The sequence below is a fragment of the Bacillus litorisediminis genome (assembly GCF_022808645.1).
GTDB lineage: Bacteria > Bacillota > Bacilli > Bacillales > JC228 > Bacillus_BF > Bacillus_BF litorisediminis.
Map to the genome: position 1 here is coordinate 1 of NZ_JAKZKT010000017.1, position 15,619 is coordinate 15,619.

15 protein-coding genes are annotated in these 15,619 nt (G+C 37.4%); 6 read left to right on the top strand and 9 right to left on the bottom strand.

Features of this window, described 5'->3' with window-relative positions; translation table 11 throughout:
- On the top strand, window positions 1-221 hold a 221-nt coding region (locus tag MLE14_RS10415), incomplete at its 5' end, for a transposase (RefSeq protein WP_243298308.1).
- A 162-nt stretch (window positions 222-383) separates the two neighbouring features.
- On the opposite strand, the gene MLE14_RS10420 is transcribed toward MLE14_RS10415, so the two are convergent.
- The gene (locus tag MLE14_RS10420) at window positions 384-1,421 is read right to left on the bottom strand and encodes a YkvI family membrane protein (protein WP_243298309.1); all 1,038 of its coding nucleotides are present in this window, start codon (window positions 1,419-1,421) and stop codon (window positions 384-386) included.
- A gap of 157 nt (window positions 1,422-1,578) precedes the next feature.
- On the opposite strand from MLE14_RS10420, the gene MLE14_RS10425 reads away from it, so the two are divergent.
- Window positions 1,579-3,678, top strand: coding sequence for an ATP-dependent Clp protease ATP-binding subunit (locus MLE14_RS10425; protein WP_243298310.1), 2,100 nt, complete (start codon window positions 1,579-1,581; stop codon window positions 3,676-3,678).
- Between the two features lie 52 nt (window positions 3,679-3,730).
- Here MLE14_RS10425 and MLE14_RS10430 read toward each other — a convergent pair whose 3' ends face one another.
- From MLE14_RS10430 to MLE14_RS10460, 7 genes are all read right to left on the bottom strand, one after another.
- A complete protein-coding gene (locus MLE14_RS10430; RefSeq protein WP_243298311.1) occupies window positions 3,731-5,428 on the bottom strand; it encodes a M3 family oligoendopeptidase in 1,698 nt (565 codons plus the stop codon).
- 108 nt (window positions 5,429-5,536) lie between these two features.
- Window positions 5,537-5,983 (bottom strand): MarR family winged helix-turn-helix transcriptional regulator, encoded by a 447-nt coding sequence (locus MLE14_RS10435; protein ID WP_313897588.1) that lies wholly within the window; start codon window positions 5,981-5,983, stop codon window positions 5,537-5,539.
- A 95-nt stretch (window positions 5,984-6,078) separates the two neighbouring features.
- Complete coding sequence (locus MLE14_RS10440) at window positions 6,079-7,677, bottom strand: bifunctional metallophosphatase/5'-nucleotidase (protein ID WP_243298313.1); 1,599 nt, start codon at window positions 7,675-7,677, stop codon at window positions 6,079-6,081.
- A 69-nt stretch (window positions 7,678-7,746) separates the two neighbouring features.
- Window positions 7,747-8,547: a phosphonate ABC transporter, permease protein PhnE gene (phnE, locus tag MLE14_RS10445; protein ID WP_243298314.1), complete on the bottom strand. Its 801-nt coding sequence runs from the start codon at window positions 8,545-8,547 to the stop codon at window positions 7,747-7,749.
- Window positions 8,547-9,359, bottom strand: coding sequence for a phosphonate ABC transporter, permease protein PhnE (gene phnE, locus MLE14_RS10450; protein WP_243298315.1), 813 nt, complete (start codon window positions 9,357-9,359; stop codon window positions 8,547-8,549). The genes phnE (MLE14_RS10445) and phnE (MLE14_RS10450) overlap by 1 nt, the downstream gene beginning before the upstream one ends.
- Window positions 9,356-10,129: a phosphonate ABC transporter ATP-binding protein gene (gene phnC / locus MLE14_RS10455; protein WP_243298316.1), complete on the bottom strand. Its 774-nt coding sequence runs from the start codon at window positions 10,127-10,129 to the stop codon at window positions 9,356-9,358. The genes phnE (MLE14_RS10450) and phnC overlap by 4 nt, the downstream gene beginning before the upstream one ends.
- A 101-nt stretch (window positions 10,130-10,230) precedes the next feature.
- A complete protein-coding gene (locus MLE14_RS10460; RefSeq protein ID WP_243298317.1) occupies window positions 10,231-11,160 on the bottom strand; it encodes a phosphate/phosphite/phosphonate ABC transporter substrate-binding protein in 930 nt (309 codons plus the stop codon).
- 385 nt (window positions 11,161-11,545) lie between these two features.
- On the opposite strand from MLE14_RS10460, the gene MLE14_RS10465 reads away from it, so the two are divergent.
- The 4 genes from MLE14_RS10465 (at window position 11,546) to MLE14_RS10480 (ending at window position 15,136) form a co-directional block, all read left to right on the top strand.
- Window positions 11,546-12,766 carry an MFS transporter gene (locus MLE14_RS10465; RefSeq protein WP_243298318.1) on the top strand — a complete coding sequence of 407 codons (1,221 nt, stop codon included), beginning with the start codon at window positions 11,546-11,548 and terminating at the stop codon, window positions 12,764-12,766.
- Between the two features lie 92 nt (window positions 12,767-12,858).
- A complete protein-coding gene (locus MLE14_RS10470; RefSeq protein WP_243298319.1) occupies window positions 12,859-13,593 on the top strand; it encodes a ZIP family metal transporter in 735 nt (244 codons plus the stop codon).
- Window positions 13,594-13,904: 311 nt separating this feature from the next.
- Window positions 13,905-14,981 (top strand): Rap family tetratricopeptide repeat protein, encoded by a 1,077-nt coding sequence (locus MLE14_RS10475; RefSeq protein WP_243298320.1) that lies wholly within the window; start codon window positions 13,905-13,907, stop codon window positions 14,979-14,981.
- Between the two features lie 14 nt (window positions 14,982-14,995).
- The gene (locus MLE14_RS10480) at window positions 14,996-15,136 is read left to right on the top strand and encodes a hypothetical protein (RefSeq protein WP_243298321.1); all 141 of its coding nucleotides are present in this window, start codon (window positions 14,996-14,998) and stop codon (window positions 15,134-15,136) included.
- A gap of 61 nt (window positions 15,137-15,197) precedes the next feature.
- Here MLE14_RS10480 and MLE14_RS10485 read toward each other — a convergent pair whose 3' ends face one another.
- Entirely contained in the window at window positions 15,198-15,452 is a 255-nt protein-coding gene (locus tag MLE14_RS10485; protein WP_243298322.1) for an aspartyl-phosphate phosphatase Spo0E family protein, read from the bottom strand.
- Window positions 15,453-15,619: the final 167 nt, after the last annotated feature.

Sequence of the window (15,619 nt, forward strand, 5' to 3'; positions counted from 1 at the left end):
AGGCCGAACACCTTCGTCATAAACAAGAAGTAAAAGAAATATATGCACGTCGAAAAGAATCCATTGAACGAGTCTTTGCGGATGCAAAAGAAAAGCATGGTATGCGATGGACTACTTTAAGAGGCCTTAAAAAATTGTCCATGCAGGCGATGCTTACGTTTGCTGCCATAAATCTTAAGAAATTAGCCAACTGGACTTGGGTAAGCCCAAAAATGGCATAAAGAATAAGAATAATAGGCAAAATCACACTCATTTCTAAGATGGATTCTGTGAAAAATTCTTAAAATCATAAAGGCATTTGGGAATAAAAACATTCCCAAATGCCTTTTGTCTTCAATCTGATAGGAAGACCTTTCTTGAATAAAAAGGTCTTCCTATTTTTTTTATTCTTGATCTGGTCGCATCCACAGTAATATTAAAAAAGCTAGACCGATATAGCCAAAAATCGGATATAATATAGAAAGCAAGGTTCCATATTCAACAATGCTAATAAAGTAACTAACGATGAAGATTGCTAAAATAATAATTGAACTGTGAATCGGAATATATCGTCTGATCTGCCTTTCCAGACCAAAGGCATTTCCGATCACAGAAGTAAAGATTTCTCCATAAATAATTAAGATAAAAATCCAATACAGTCCTGCTGCTAATGACTTCATCATGACGGCCATTGGAATTTCATATAAAGTCACATGATCAAGCATGACAAGTGTAAAATGACTGGACAATAAAATAAGCGTTAAAAGGATTCCACCTATTCTTCCGCCCCACTTCACCACTTTTTCATCTTTTAACTCAAACGCAACCGGGACTAAAACAGCCTGGGCGAGAGAAAGATTAAACGCTGTATATGTAAAAGGAGCAAGCACAGCTTTCCACCCGTCACTTTGCGGCGGAATCCACATGACATGGTCGATGAATTGCGGCAGTTTCATTGATAAAATCATTAATAAAAAACTAAATCCAATCATCATTGGAACGACAAATGTATTAACAGCAAATAACCCTTTGGTTCCGACTGTTAAGACGAGGATTGAAAGAATGATCGTGCCAAACACCCCTGCTTCTTTTGGAATATGTAATTGTTCTTCAAAAACAGCTCCGGCTCCCGAAAGCATGACAGCATTTACACCGAGTAAAATAAAAAGCATTAAAACATTAATTCCCGCCCCAAAAAAACGGCCAAATAATACAATATTTAATTCCTGATAAGAACGGCTCTTCGTTTCGATTGCCACCAGCATTAATTTTGTTCCCATTGCTACAAATAGGTATCCGGCAAATATCATCCCCAAAAGTCCCATAAAACCGAATCGGGTGAAAAACTCTACTATTTCTCTCCCAGTTGCAAATCCTGCACCGACGATGGTTCCAACATAAACGGCGGCCAGTTGTAAAGCCTGACTCCATTTCCCAGTCATCAACTCACCTTCTTCCATTACATATATATGACAACTTGTCCTGCCCTACCACAATAAAAAGCAAAACACTTGAAAGTCAAAAAAGGTCAGAGTATAATAAAAACGTAATTAGTCAAAGATAGTCAAAGTCAAAAAACAAAAAAAAGGAGGATGTTATATGCTTTGTCAACAATGTAAGAAGCGTCAGGCAACGATTCATCTTCGCTACCAACTTAATAATCAAATAAACGAAACACATATATGTCAAGACTGTTATCAGGATGTTGTTAACTATGCTGGTCTAAACGGGAATAACACTCCTTTTGATCACACCCCGTTCGGATCTTGGAATAAATCAGCACAAAAAGAAAATAAGGCAAAGGATTCTTTCCTAGAGGATCATGCAAAAAACCTGTCTTCCCTAGCTAAGACAGGAAGAATTGATCCTGTAATCGGCAGAGACGACGAAATGGAACAGGTTATCGAAATTTTAAATAGAAGAAACAAAAACAACCCTGTTCTAATCGGGGAACCTGGTGTTGGTAAAACTGCAATTGCTGAAGGACTAGCTCTAAAAATTGCAGAGGGCAGTGTGCCTGAAAAATTGTTAAATAAAACAGTTTACGTGTTAGATGTTGCTTCACTTGTTGCCAACACAGGAATTCGCGGTCAATTTGAAGAAAAAATGAAAAAGCTGATTGAAGAAGTTCAAAACGATTCAAGCATAATTTTATTTATTGACGAAATTCATTTGCTGGTTGGTGCAGGGTCAGCGGAAGGCTCTATGGATGCAGGCAACATTCTTAAACCAGCATTAGCCCGAGGAGAGCTGCAATTAATCGGTGCGACAACCTTAAAAGAATACAGAAAGATTGAGAAGGATCCGGCTCTGGAACGAAGATTCCAGCCTGTCATGGTGAAAGAACCGACACTTGAAGCTGCTGCCAAAATTTTATTAGGGCTAAAAGAACGCTATGAGGATTTCCATCAGGTGACTTACACAGATGAGGCAATCAAAGCCTGCGTACAGCTTTCACATCGATATATTCAGGATCGGTTCCTGCCTGATAAAGCGATTGATTTATTAGATCAGGCTGGTTCAAAGGTGCAGCTCGATGCCAATAAAGGCTCTGCAGCTGAAATTAAAAAACAATTAGCTGCATTAAAGGAGCAAAAAGAAGAAGCTCTGAAACTTGAGAATTATGAGGAAGCAGCCAAGTTAAGAGATCAAGAAAATAACTTGCTTGAGCAGCTAAATCAGGTAAGTGAAACCAATGAAAAACCAGTCGTTACAGTGGATGTTATTCATCAAATAATTGAAAAGAAAACTGGCATTCCTGTCGGCAAATTAGAGAATGAAGAAAATATGAAGCTCAAAAACCTAGAGAGTGCCATGAAGCTCAAGGTTATTGGCCAAAATCAAGCGATTGAGAAAGTTGCTAAAGCCGTTAAGCGAAGCCGGGCAGGTCTTAAGCCCAAGACAAGACCAATTGGATCCTTCCTCTTCGTTGGGCCAACTGGTGTTGGAAAAACCGAGCTGGCCAAGACACTTGCATATGAATTGTTTGGAACAAAAGATGCATTGATACGCCTTGATATGAGCGAATTTATGGAAAAACACAGCATTTCTAAAATTATTGGTTCTCCACCTGGTTATGTAGGTCATGAAGAAGCTGGCCAGTTAACTGAAAAAATTCGCCGGAACCCGTACAGCATTATACTTTTAGACGAAATTGAAAAAGCTCATCCTGATGTGCAGCATCTCTTCCTGCAAATTCTGGAGGATGGCCGTCTCACTGATAGTCATGGCACAACTGTAAGCTTTAAAGATACGGTCATTATTATGACATCAAACGCTGGTGTTTCAGAAGTAAAGAAACCTGCAGTAGGATTTAACCAGACCAATGTTGAAGAAGAAACAAGTATATTGGAAAAACTTGGGGGATTCTTCAAACCTGAATTCCTTAACCGATTTGATAGTATTATTGAGTTCAACCGCCTTGAGGAGCCAGAGTTAATCCAAATAGTAGATTTACTTCTGGACGAATTAGCAGAGACTTTACAATCTGAACAAAAAATAAAGCTTGAAGTATCTGATGAGGCGAAAAGATATATTGCTAAACGTGGCTATCACCCTCAATTCGGTGCAAGACCATTGAGACGAGTGATTCAGGAAAAAGTAGAAGATCCAATCGCTGATCTTTTATTAGAAGGTTCACCTGTCAAAACCATTTCTGTAGAGTCAGCCGACAATGAGCTTTCCATTCAAGCTCATTAATATGAAACAAAAGAGACCTAAGCAACGGCTTTGGTCTCTTTTGTTGTATTTTTTAAAGTTTTGTATCGTCCACTGAGGAAAGCCAACCATTAATCTCATTAATAACTGATTCGATACAGCCTTCTTCAAAAGGAGATAGTAAGCCTGCAGATTTAACTAGCTCTGTAAAAGATAAACTGCCGCCTCGTTTACATAAATTAACATAGCTTTGCCATGCTTCCTTTTGGTTCTTCTGTGCTTTTACCCAATATTGAAATGCACAAATTTGAGCAAGAGTATAATCGATATAATAGAAAGGAGAACTATATATATGACTTTGTCTTTGCCAATAGCCTCCGTTCTCTAAATACTCATTTCCATCATAGTCACGATGCGGCAGATATTTCTTTTCAATTTCTCTCCAGGCACGATTTCTTTCGTCTGGCGTTGCCTGATAGTTCTGATAAACCCAATGCTGAAATTCATCAACTGCTACCCCATAAGGCAGGAAAAGAAGAGCTTCACTTAGATGGGAATATTTATATTTTTCGGTATCTTCTTTAAAAAACAGCTCCATCCATGGCCATGTAAAGAATTCCATAGACATAGAATGAATCTCACAAGCTTCGTGTGTAGGGAATTGATACTCAGGAACCTCGTAATGTCTGCTAGAGTATACTTGGAATGCATGTCCTGCTTCGTGAGTCAATACATCAATATCCCCTGAAGTTCCATTAAAGTTAGAGAAAATAAACGGAGATTGGTAATCAGCAATATACGTACAATAGCCGCCTCCCGCTTTCCCTTTTTTTGCCACTAAATCCATTAGTTCGCGGTCAAGCATAAACTGGAAAAATTCATGAGTTTCATCTGATAATTCAGCATACATTTTCTTGCCGTTTTCAATAATCCATTCTGGAGAGCCCTTTGGAGCAGCGTTACCAGTTGTGAATTTTAAAGTCTCATCATAGTATTTTAGCGATTTGATCCCAATCCGCTTACTCTGTCTTTCTCTTAATTGAGAGGCTAATGGAACTATATAAGTTTCAACCTGTTTTCTAAAATTTGCGACCATTTGCGCGTCGTATCCGACTCTTTGCATTCTCGCATATCCAAGTTCTACAAAATTATCAAATCCTAATTTTTGCGCAATTTCTGTTCTTACTTTGACTAAGTCATCATATATCTGATCTAATTTTTCTTTATTTTCCGCCATAAATCCAAAACGGGCATTATTAGCTTTAATCCGCATATCCCGATCTTTGGATTCCATAAATGGCCCTAATTGGGCAAGCGTTCTTTCCTCACCCTCAAACGGAATTTTGGCAGAAGCCGTCAGCTTTGTATATTCACTTGAAAGTTTATTCTCTTTTTGGAGTAAAGGAATAATCTCAGGTTTAAATGTTTTCAGTTTAAGGTCGGCCAAAGCAAATAACTGTTTGCCCCATTTTTCTTCAAGCTCCTTGCGAAATGGAGACTTAACTAATATCTCGTAGAAGGAAACCACTAAACCATCTATTTCAGGATAAGATTCATCCATGAAATCCTGTTCTGCCTTGTAAAATTCATCCTCCGTATCAATCGAATGCCGGATGTAAACAAGGTTTGCCAAGGTATCAAATTGATTTCTAAGGCGATTTATTTCCTTCATGGATTCATTAACTTGCTCAAAGGATGCTGCATTCTTAAACTGTTCCAAAGTACGATTAAACTCTTGCTTAAAAACTTCTAAATTGGGTCTTTTGTAATGATATTCTTTAAATGTCTTCATTTTTCTTCTCCTTAAATTAAGTTAGCCAACCTTTATTTTCGATATCGGAATCATTTTTTCCTGCCCGTAAAGAAAAAAAGAGAGTACTTATCAAACGTACTCTCCAAATTACAATTCTTTCCCCGCTGAGGTTTTGCCGATTTGCTTCATAACATCGATTGCAATTGCTTTCTCTTCCTCAGAAACAGCAGACATTAATTCGTGAAGTCTTTTGGCATGCTCAGGAAAAAATTGATCCATAAAAGCTGTTCCTTTTTCTGAAATTTGCCCGAATGTAACCCTGCGATCACTTGGACATGCAATTCGCCTCATTAAGCCTTTCTTCTCAAGTTTATCCACTACATATGTAATGCTTCCGCTTGCAATTAAGATTTTTTCACCAATTTGCTGCAGAGGCTGGTCACCTTTATGATATAAAAGCTCTAAGACTGCAAACTCGGTTGGATTCAGTCCTTCTTTTTGGATATAACGGTTTACCCTTTCATTTAAGTTTTTATATGCTTTTGATAGAACCACAAAAAGCTTGAGTGACTGTTGGAGATCTTTATTTTCTATCATTTCTCCTCATTCCCTAACCTTTCTTTTTCATTAAGTATAATAATAATCATCAACAATTGTCAAATAAAGGAATATTCGATAAAAATTACACATTAATGAGGGTAATTTCCGCCAACAACCTTCCAATTATGATTCACTTCTGCTCGAACCGTCTTATGTTTAAGAAAATAATTTGCTAGTAACTCTGTCATATCGGTTTGCACCTCTTTTATGACAGGCTTATTTTTAAACATCGTATATTCACCGCCGCCACCAGCACGGTAGTTATTCATCACAACCTCGTATAGTCCGGCTGGATCTATTGGTTCCCCGTTGCAGGTCAGCTCTTTTATTCTATTGCCTTCTGGCTCTGATACATCAATAATATAATGAATACCTTCCCACATATCGTAATTGTAGTGCTGCGGCTTCGGTTCACTAAAATTTGGATTGACCGTAATCCTTCCGTCTGAAGAAAGCTGGAAATAAGTAGCCGACTGTTCCAAAGCAGCCTTTATGTCATCACCTGATATTTGCAGAACAATAAGCGTATTTGGATAAATGTAGTTGGAAACGATATCTCTCATTGTAACTTTCGAAGAAAAACCTCTTGAGCTATTGTTAAAGAGGGCTGTATTTGATATGTTCGCATCGGCAGCATCCATTTGTACCTTATTAATAAACTCAATAAGAGGATGTTCTTCTATTCTTACCTTCATTGGATCCTGGATTGACATGTCCCCTTCAATGATACCAATTGGCTGGTCAAGCCACTTTTGTGTATTTTCTTCATATTCTTGCGCAAGTCCAATAATCTCTTGATCAGTTTCAATGTCATCCATCATAATTACATCTGCTTGTTTGTCACGGACTACCCATGACTCTCCGTGTTTTTCTAATGAAATGGTAATCTTCCCCAGCCCTTTTCCGTTAAAGGACGGCTGAACTACGGTTACGCCATTCAATGAGTCAACAGCTATGGTGCGATGCTGATGTCCGGTCAGGAGTATATCTATTCCCTGTATGGTTTGGCATATTTCATAGGCCTGGTTTTCTCCTGTTAACGGTTCCGTTGTTTTTCCCGTTTCTATCTCTTTTTCAAATCCTCCGTGATAGGAAACAACTAGTACATCAAACTGTTCATGATCCCTTAAATAGGCTACCCATTTTTTAGTTGACTGAAGTGCATCCTCGAAAGCGAGTTCCGATATGTGATTCGGATTTTCCCAATTTGGGATATAATGAGTAGTCACTCCTAGAACCGCCACTTTTAATCCATTAGGAAAGGATTTTATAATGTACGGTTTTCCAAAATAAGGCTCTTTTGTTGCTTTATGAACAATATTACAAGATAGCCAAGGAAAGGATGATTCGTGAACAGCCTGATTTAACACCTTCATTCCATAATTAAATTCATGATTGCCAATAACCCCAGCATCATATTGAAGGGTATTTAAGATTTTAATCATAGGATTCGGCAGCTGATTCGCAAATCTTATGTAATGATAGGTTAACGGAGTCCCTTGAATTAAATCACCATTATCAATTACTAGTGTGTAAGGATTTGGATCCTTCTCTTTTTTAATGACTGTTGCTATTTTGGCCAAACCTAATGCTGTTTCTTCATTTGTTCCATAATTAATTGGCAAAATGTTTCCATGCACATCACTTGTCTCTAAAATCGTTAAATTTATTTGCTCCCTGACAGTCATTTTCGACCCTCCAATCTCAAAATTTATTTATAAAACAAATGCCAAAGCATCGTTGCTTTGGCTAGTTTGTTATACAATACGCTTTCTTATAGCTGCAGACAAGAAATCAATAACGGTAACAACGACGATTATTACAAGAATAATCATTCCCATTTCATTCCAATCACGATTTGATTTTGCAATGACAATCGCTGTTCCAATCCCGCCGGCCCCGACAATGCCGAGAATGGTTGATGCACGGACATCGACTTCAAATCTGTAAATTGCATAGGATAAAAATTCAGGAATAATTTGTGGAATGATCCCGTGGAACATAATTTGAATCTTATTCGCTCCTGCAGCCTCCATCGCTTCTACCACTTGCATATCGATGGACTCTAATACCTCAGAGTACATCTTTCCTAGCATTCCTGTAGAACCGATCGCAATCGCCAAAACTCCGGCAAATGGGGTTGGACCAACGGCTGCTACGAAAATAATGGCTAAGATAACGTCAGGAAATGCACGAATTGCACTTAAAATCCACTTACCGATTGTGGCAACAATAACATTTTTAACCATATTTTGCGCTGCAAAAAATCCTAATGGAACAGCAAGCACGGCCGCCATTAATGAGCCAACAAACGCAATATAAAGGGTTTGAATCATCGCATCTCTGACTGCGTAGAAATCTTCTTTAAAATTCAGGTCAAATAATTTTGGAATCACACGATCGAAGTTATTAAGCATTCGTTCGTATGATCTCGCCCATTCAATATTTATCCCCATAAATGTCCAAACATATAAAACAACAACAGCTATTATTCCTATAATTATTTTTGCTTTTTGTGTTGCAGATTTTTTCTTTTTAGGAGGTAATGTGAATTCCATTAAATTAAAGCCTCCCTTAACTTCTTACTAATGTACTCAATTACAATAACTAACACAAAAATGACAATAATAACCCCCATTGCAGCTTCAAATTGTCTAAAGTTCAGTAAGCTATTTAAGATTGTACCGATTCCGCCTGCACCTACTAAACCTAAAACTACAGAAGCACGGATGTTAATTTCAAATACATAAAGGGTAAATGAAATAAACTGAGGTAAAACTTGAGGGACTACGGCGAATCCAATCGTTTGAATTGAGCCGGCCCCTGAAGCCTTCATCGCCTCAAGAGGGTTCATATCGATAGCCTCGATCGTTTCACTTATTAATTTTGCCAAAATACCTAAAGAGAAAATAATAAGAGCTAATATCCCTGGCAGTACACCAATTCCAAATAAGCCTACAAATAAAACTGCAAGAACAATATCAGGGATTGTACGAAGAATATTTAAAACTACTCTTACAAATGTATAGAGATATTTATTGGTTGTAATATTACTTGCAGCTAATAGACATAAAGGAATCGTTAGAATCGCTGCGATAGTTGTGGCAATGACAGCCATTTGAATCGTTTCCGCTAATGATTCCCAAATTTGTGTAACAACTCCCCAATCAGGCGGGAAAAAGAAACCAAACACACGCTGCATATCTGGAATCCCTTCAATAAGCTCGGGGACCGTAGATTCCGTCTTGTATGCACTCCAAAAGTAAAAGCCTAATACAACCGCGAAAATCGCCGTAACTTGGGCTTTTTTCTTTGCTGGAACAAGACTAGGCGATTTTGCTTTTGAAGGTTTCTTTTTGTCTGAATTCACTCTAGGACACCCCCAAGCTTATCCTCCTCTTGAATTGGACGTCCATAAATTTGTTCAAATGTTTTTTCTGTAACTTCCGAAGCAGGACCATCAAATACAATCTCGCCGGCTCTCATTCCGATAATACGATCCGCATATTGCAGGGCCATATCAACATGGTGAAGGTTGACGATGGTTGTAATATTGTCCTCTTTATTAATCTTTCTTAAGTAAGTCATCACTTGATGGGAAGTGGGAGGATCTAGTGAAGCAACTGGCTCGTCTGCTAAAATATAATTAGGCTTTTGAGTTAAAACACGTGCAATACTAACACGCTGCTGTTGACCTCCACTTAACTCATCTGCCCGATTGTACAATTTATCTTCTATATTAACGCGCTTAAGATTTGCATAAGCTAACGCGACGTCTTCTTTTTTAAATAAGTTTAAAATACTTCTGAGAGTACCTGTGTAGCCTAATCTGCCGGCTAATACATTTTTAATCACACTAGAACGTTTCACTAAGTTATAGTTTTGAAAAATCATCCCAATTTTCGTACGCAATTTGCGCAAGTCATTTCCTTTTACCTTTAAAATATCTTGTCCATCTATCAATAATTCTCCGCTAGTTGGTGTAACTAATCGATTAATGCTTCGAATGAACGTTGATTTCCCAGCTCCGGATAAACCGACGATCACAACAAATTCACCATCTTTAATTTCCACATTAATGTTTTTTAAACCCTCAGTTCCGTTTGGATACACAAGGGAAACGTTTTTAAATTCAATCACGGTTTGAACCCCTCCAAAGCTTACAATAGTAACTCCCATAAAAGAGGGGAGACTAGGCATCTCCCCTCTTAATCATATAACATGAGATGTAATTTCAAATATTAGAAAGAAATGGAATCTTTAAATTGGTTGTAAGTTTCTTCAACTACTTTATATTCTTCGTGAGTAGCTTCAGTGATTCCAGTCCAGTTATATACTTCATCCATAATTTTTAGCATTTCTTTATCTTCATTAAATGATAAGAAGATTTCTTTGATTTGAGCTTGAAGCTCATCATCAAGATCTTTTGTTACAGAAATCGTATCGTTAGGAATATCAGCTGTATAGCCAATTACCTTTAGTTTTTCCATAACATCTGGGTAATCTTCTTCAAGCTCAGTACGAACATCTTCAAAAGTAGTTGCTACGTCTGCATCTCCATCATAAACTGCAATCGCGGCAGTATCATGACCACCTGCTGCAACAGTACCGCCAAAGAAGTTTTGCTCTAAGTCAGCAGGACCATCAAGTTCAAATTCATTAATTAACTGCGCTGCAGGGAAAAGGTAACCGGATGTAGATGTTGGATCTGCATATGCCCAAATTTTTCCTTCAAGATCCTTTAAAGATTCGATTCCAGAATCTGCACGAACTACATATTGTGCTTTGTATGTACCGCTGCCATAACGAACAGACTTAAGAATTACTTCAACACCATATTCTTGATTTGCCAATACATAACCAAATGCAGGGATAAATCCAATTTGAACTTCATTTGATCCCATAGCTTCGATCAATGCATTGTAATTTGTCATAACTTTTCCTTCTACTTCGATACCAAGCTCCTCAGATAATCTGTTTGCAAGAGGTTCAACCTTAGCAGAAATTTCACCTGAATCTTGTGAAGGTACAAATCCCATAACTAATTTTTCAGGCTTTTCTGAACCGTCTTCAGCATTTCCGTTTCCGCCAGCATCCTCATCTGCAGTACCGCATGCTGCAAGTACAAGTGAAAGTACAAGAACAAGTATAAGTCCGAAGATTTTCTTCATTCCTAGATCCTCCCAGTATCCTAATGTTTTTTTACAACCTCTCCTATTATGAATCAAAATATGACAAATTTCCACATGAATTATCAATTTTCGCAAAGTTGTTGTAATTATTTTGTAAGATTATACATAATTTTGTTAAGAGAGTTATAGATTAGAAAAATACTGGGGGGATTATACGCATTTGTGATTTCTAAAAGAAGACTATTTTCTAAATCAATGTTCCCTTCATGAAATTTCACAAACACTTTTTCCCTCGATAGTCTGTTATAATGGTTGTTGAACTTTACTAATACATAAGCAGGGTAAATAAGACAGAGTTAAGAATCTTATCTGTAAATCCTCAATCTATACAAACTGTCATACATATAATGAAGAAGGTGCACGAATGTCTAGCTTTGCATTACAAAAAAAAAGAGCTGAAACCCTATCCAAATCAACAAATGAACCTGTTTACCGCATATTATTTTTAATTTCACTTTGTCATCTTTTAAATGATTCTCTGCAATCCGTTGTCACAGCAATGTTTCCGATTCTAGAAAAAGAAATGAATTTATCCTATACACAGATGGGTTTTATCGTATTTTCACTTAATATTGTTTCATCCTTAATGCAGCCTGTGATTGGGATTGTTTCGGATAAAAAACCGATGCCCTATGCGTTACCTGCTGGTCTTACTTTTTCTTTCATAGGAATGATCGGCTTATCGGTTACTGATTCTTATCTTGGGATAATTGGTTCTGTCCTTCTTTTAGGTATTGGCTCCGCGACCTTTCATCCCGAAGGATCTCGGGTCGTTTATATGGCTGCAGGAAATAAAAGAGGAACAGCTCAATCTATTTTTCAGGTTGGCGGAAATACAGGGCAAGCCCTGGCTCCTTTAATGGCTGCTTTTATCCTTCTGCCGCTGGGTCTTGAAAAAGGAACATTCATCTTTGCATTTGTTGCTTTAACAGCTGTCATTTTCTTAGTTTTTGTTTCAAGATGGTATGCATCACAACTCAGTTCGAACAACTTAAATCTAAAGAAAAATGCTGCTTCCAGACACAATTCTGCTATTGATAAACGTGTTGGCTGGGTCCTTGTGATATTATTATTATTTATATTTACCAGAACCTGGTATCTTCAGGCGATCAGCAATTTTTATACGCTTTATTCGATTGAAGTATATGATTTTCAAATAAAGACCTCTCAAATTTATTTATTTGCTTTTCTTGGTGCAGGTGCACTTGGTACATTTTTTGGAGGGCCCCTCGCAGACCGATTTGGCAAAAAAAATATCATTTCTGCATCGATTATAATGACAATTCCGCTTGCTTTATTATTGCCGCACGTTGATCCGGTCTTTGCTTTTATATTGCTAGTTTTCATTGGATTCATTTTAATGACGAGTTTTTCAGTCACCGTCGTATATGCTCAGGAATTAGTGCCCGGACGAATTGGTTTGATGTCTGGTCTTACTGTAGGATTAGCATTTGGACTGGGTGCAATAGGTTCAGTAGCGTTAGGTAATATTGCAGACATGATCGGTCTTGAAATGATGATGATATCGATTTCCTTTTTGCCCATTTTGGGGTTAATCACTTTCTTATTACCGAAAAATGAATAAGTACCCATTTAATTGCTCACAACTAGGTTTTTGCTGGATACTATAGATATTACCTGTACTGTTTATATCATCAAATGTTGGGAGACCTGCGTATGAGTGAAGTTTTAATAGGGAGTGTACTTTCTGCACTTTCAACTGGCCTTGGTGCTTTGCTTATTTTGTTCTTACAAGATTCGCTTACCCATAAAGTTCGTGACAATTTATTAGCTTTTACAGCCGGTGTCATGATGGCGGCCTCCATGTTGGGTTTAATCCCTGATTCACTCGATAGCGGGGGATTCTTCCCTTTGGCTATCGGAATCTGTCTGGGAGTTATATCATTAACTCTTCTTGAAAAAAACATTCCGCACATTGACCTGGACCATACGAAAACTGGGATACGTTTTGACGAAAAAGCGATGTTAATCATTGCCGCAATAACCCTGCATAATATTCCGGAAGGCTTATCGGTTGGCGTCAGCTACGCTTCAGAATCTGGGGGAACCGGAAATCTAATCGCTTTTGCCATAGGTTTCCAAAATGCTCCTGAAGGGTTGCTCGTCGCCCTCTTCCTCATGACGCAAAAAATAAATAAATGGAAATCGTTTATAATCGCTACTTTAACGGGAGCCATTGAGATTGTAACTTCACTATTAGGATATTACTTAACTTCGTTTGTTGATTTTCTGGTGCCTTATGGGCTAGCCTTCGCCGCAGGAGCCATGCTCTTTATTATCTATAAGGAACTGATTCCAGAAAGCCATGGTGACGGAAATGAACGAACATCTACCTATTCCTTTATACTGGGAATATTATTTATGATTTTTCTTATTGAATTATTTCAATGATCATCTTGCTCTCTACTACCCTACTTGTTTTTCACAAATAAGTGCCTCCCTCCTGTAAAGTTAAAAAGTGGTCCTGAATGGATCTGTTCTCTAATGGTCGTAATCTAGATTAGTCTAGATCATACCTTAGGAGGACAGATCCTTTTTCAGTGGAAAACAATGGCTAGTATGAAACAAATTTCGGCAAGTAATTTGATATTATTACCAATTTTTTAAAAAAATAGGAATAAATTGTTGAAATTTATATTCACTATCATTTACAATAAAAAAAAAGCAGATAATTAATAGATTCCGGGATGAGGTGTTTTTTGTTGAAGGTACTTGTTGCAGCTCACGAGGTTGCAAATGCCCTAACTCGTTGGCATGATTTTATTAAAATGGGGAATATTGCAAAAAGTGAGCAGCTAAAAGAGGAAGTTGAGCATCTGCTGATGGACATGGAAAAAAATCAAGACGTCCTGCTTTACTACTCACTGATTGACTACAGGCATAGTCTTCTTTACAATAACGCAAACGAATCAGAGGAAAAGCTTCAAAATATTGATCCTCAGCATGAAATGAACGACTTACTCCTATATTATTACTACTACTTTAAGGGTATGCACCAGTATAAACTTCAAAACTATCAGGAAGCTCTTTCTTTCTATAATCAAGCAGAAATGTCACTAGAGAATCTATCGGATGAAATCGAGAAATCCGAATTTTTTTATAAAGTTGCCAGCGCTTATTATCATATGCGCCAATTTCTTTTAGCGATTGATTATACATTTAAAGCCATTTCTATTTATCAACACTATCCCCTTTATAAAAGCCGGATAGCAGATTGCCATAATGTGCTGGGACTCTGTTATTTAGGACGTAAAGAATATGAAAAAGCGGAGAAGCACTTTAAAGAAAGCTATGATGTAGCTAAAGAGATTGGAGATAAAGACCTCCAGGTATATTTAATGTACAACCTTGGCTATTTATATTCAGAACAAGATCAGTCTGAACTCGCTATTCAATTCTTATCCGAGGTAGCCTCTAAAAAATTTAGGCTTCACAAGGTATGTTATTTACTCGCCAAGGAATTTTTAAAAATTGGCGACCGAAAGCTTGCTTACCTGCATATCAGCAAAGGCAAGGAAATATGCCAGGAAATCAATAATGAAGAATATTTCCATCACCTAAAGGTTTTAGAATTGTTAGATTCTCCTCCACAGCATTTATTAAAGCGTACCACTATTCAAATGAATAAAGTGTTAGATTATTTCCAAGAACAAGGCTTACATGGGTTTGTCCATGATTATGCTATTGAATTTGGAAATCTGCTTTATAAAAATCGGTATTATGAAAATGCCAGTCATTTTTATAATAGAGGAGTTAATTGTCAAACTCCTAAATCTTAATGGGAGGATGGAAAATGAAAAAAGGGAGAAATTTTCTGTTCAAAACGATTGTATTAGGGGTATTGCTTGGCATAGCATTTGGATTTGCTTCAAGTGCTGTCTTCGCGGAACATGGGGAAATTCGCGACGATGAGCACGGCGAAATCCGTGATTAAAGACAATGAAATGAACTCCAGAAAAAGCCCTCATTCCATCAATATGGAATGAGGGCTTTTTCTATGTAATGGGAAACATTTTTTGGAAGATCATAATCATTTGTTTATGGACAATTCTCACTTCTGTAGACTTGGAGGCAGGTTTATGATCGTTATATTCATTTATGAGCTTGTCCAATTCCTGGCTATAGCGAACCGTTTGTTCGTCTGTATAACCAAATTGATTGGCCGATTGAATCATCTGTTCTCGCTTTTGTTTTATTTTTAATATCATTTTATCTTCAAAACTAATCTTATGATCTGGTATAGCGTTCACTATATAGACCCTCCTTTCACTTCCAAACATCTATTCAAAGGCAGTATTTTCGGAAATGTTTAGAAAACAAACGGGCCAGCACTTTTAGGAATTAAGTATACATCCAATTACTAAGTCTACTATGCCTTAAGGCTTGGCCTGTCTATAATTCTTCAAACAAACTATCC

Coding starts and splice junctions, on each gene's coding strand:
- MLE14_RS10470 (WP_243298319.1), top strand. CDS start 12,859: ATGAGTGAAGTTTTAATAGGGAGTGTACTTTCTGCACTTTCAACTGGC.
- MLE14_RS10460 (WP_243298317.1), bottom strand. CDS start 11,160: ATGAAGAAAATCTTCGGACTTATACTTGTTCTTGTACTTTCACTTGTA.
- MLE14_RS10440 (WP_243298313.1), bottom strand. CDS start 7,677: ATGACTGTCAGGGAGCAAATAAATTTAACGATTTTAGAGACAAGTGAT.
- MLE14_RS10465 (WP_243298318.1), top strand. CDS start 11,546: ATGTCTAGCTTTGCATTACAAAAAAAAAGAGCTGAAACCCTATCCAAA.
- MLE14_RS10420 (WP_243298309.1), bottom strand. CDS start 1,421: ATGACTGGGAAATGGAGTCAGGCTTTACAACTGGCCGCCGTTTATGTT.
- phnE (WP_243298314.1), bottom strand. CDS start 8,547: ATGGAATTCACATTACCTCCTAAAAAGAAAAAATCTGCAACACAAAAA.
- MLE14_RS10425 (WP_243298310.1), top strand. CDS start 1,579: ATGCTTTGTCAACAATGTAAGAAGCGTCAGGCAACGATTCATCTTCGC.
- MLE14_RS10480 (WP_243298321.1), top strand. CDS start 14,996: ATGAAAAAAGGGAGAAATTTTCTGTTCAAAACGATTGTATTAGGGGTA.
- MLE14_RS10430 (WP_243298311.1), bottom strand. CDS start 5,428: ATGAAGACATTTAAAGAATATCATTACAAAAGACCCAATTTAGAAGTT.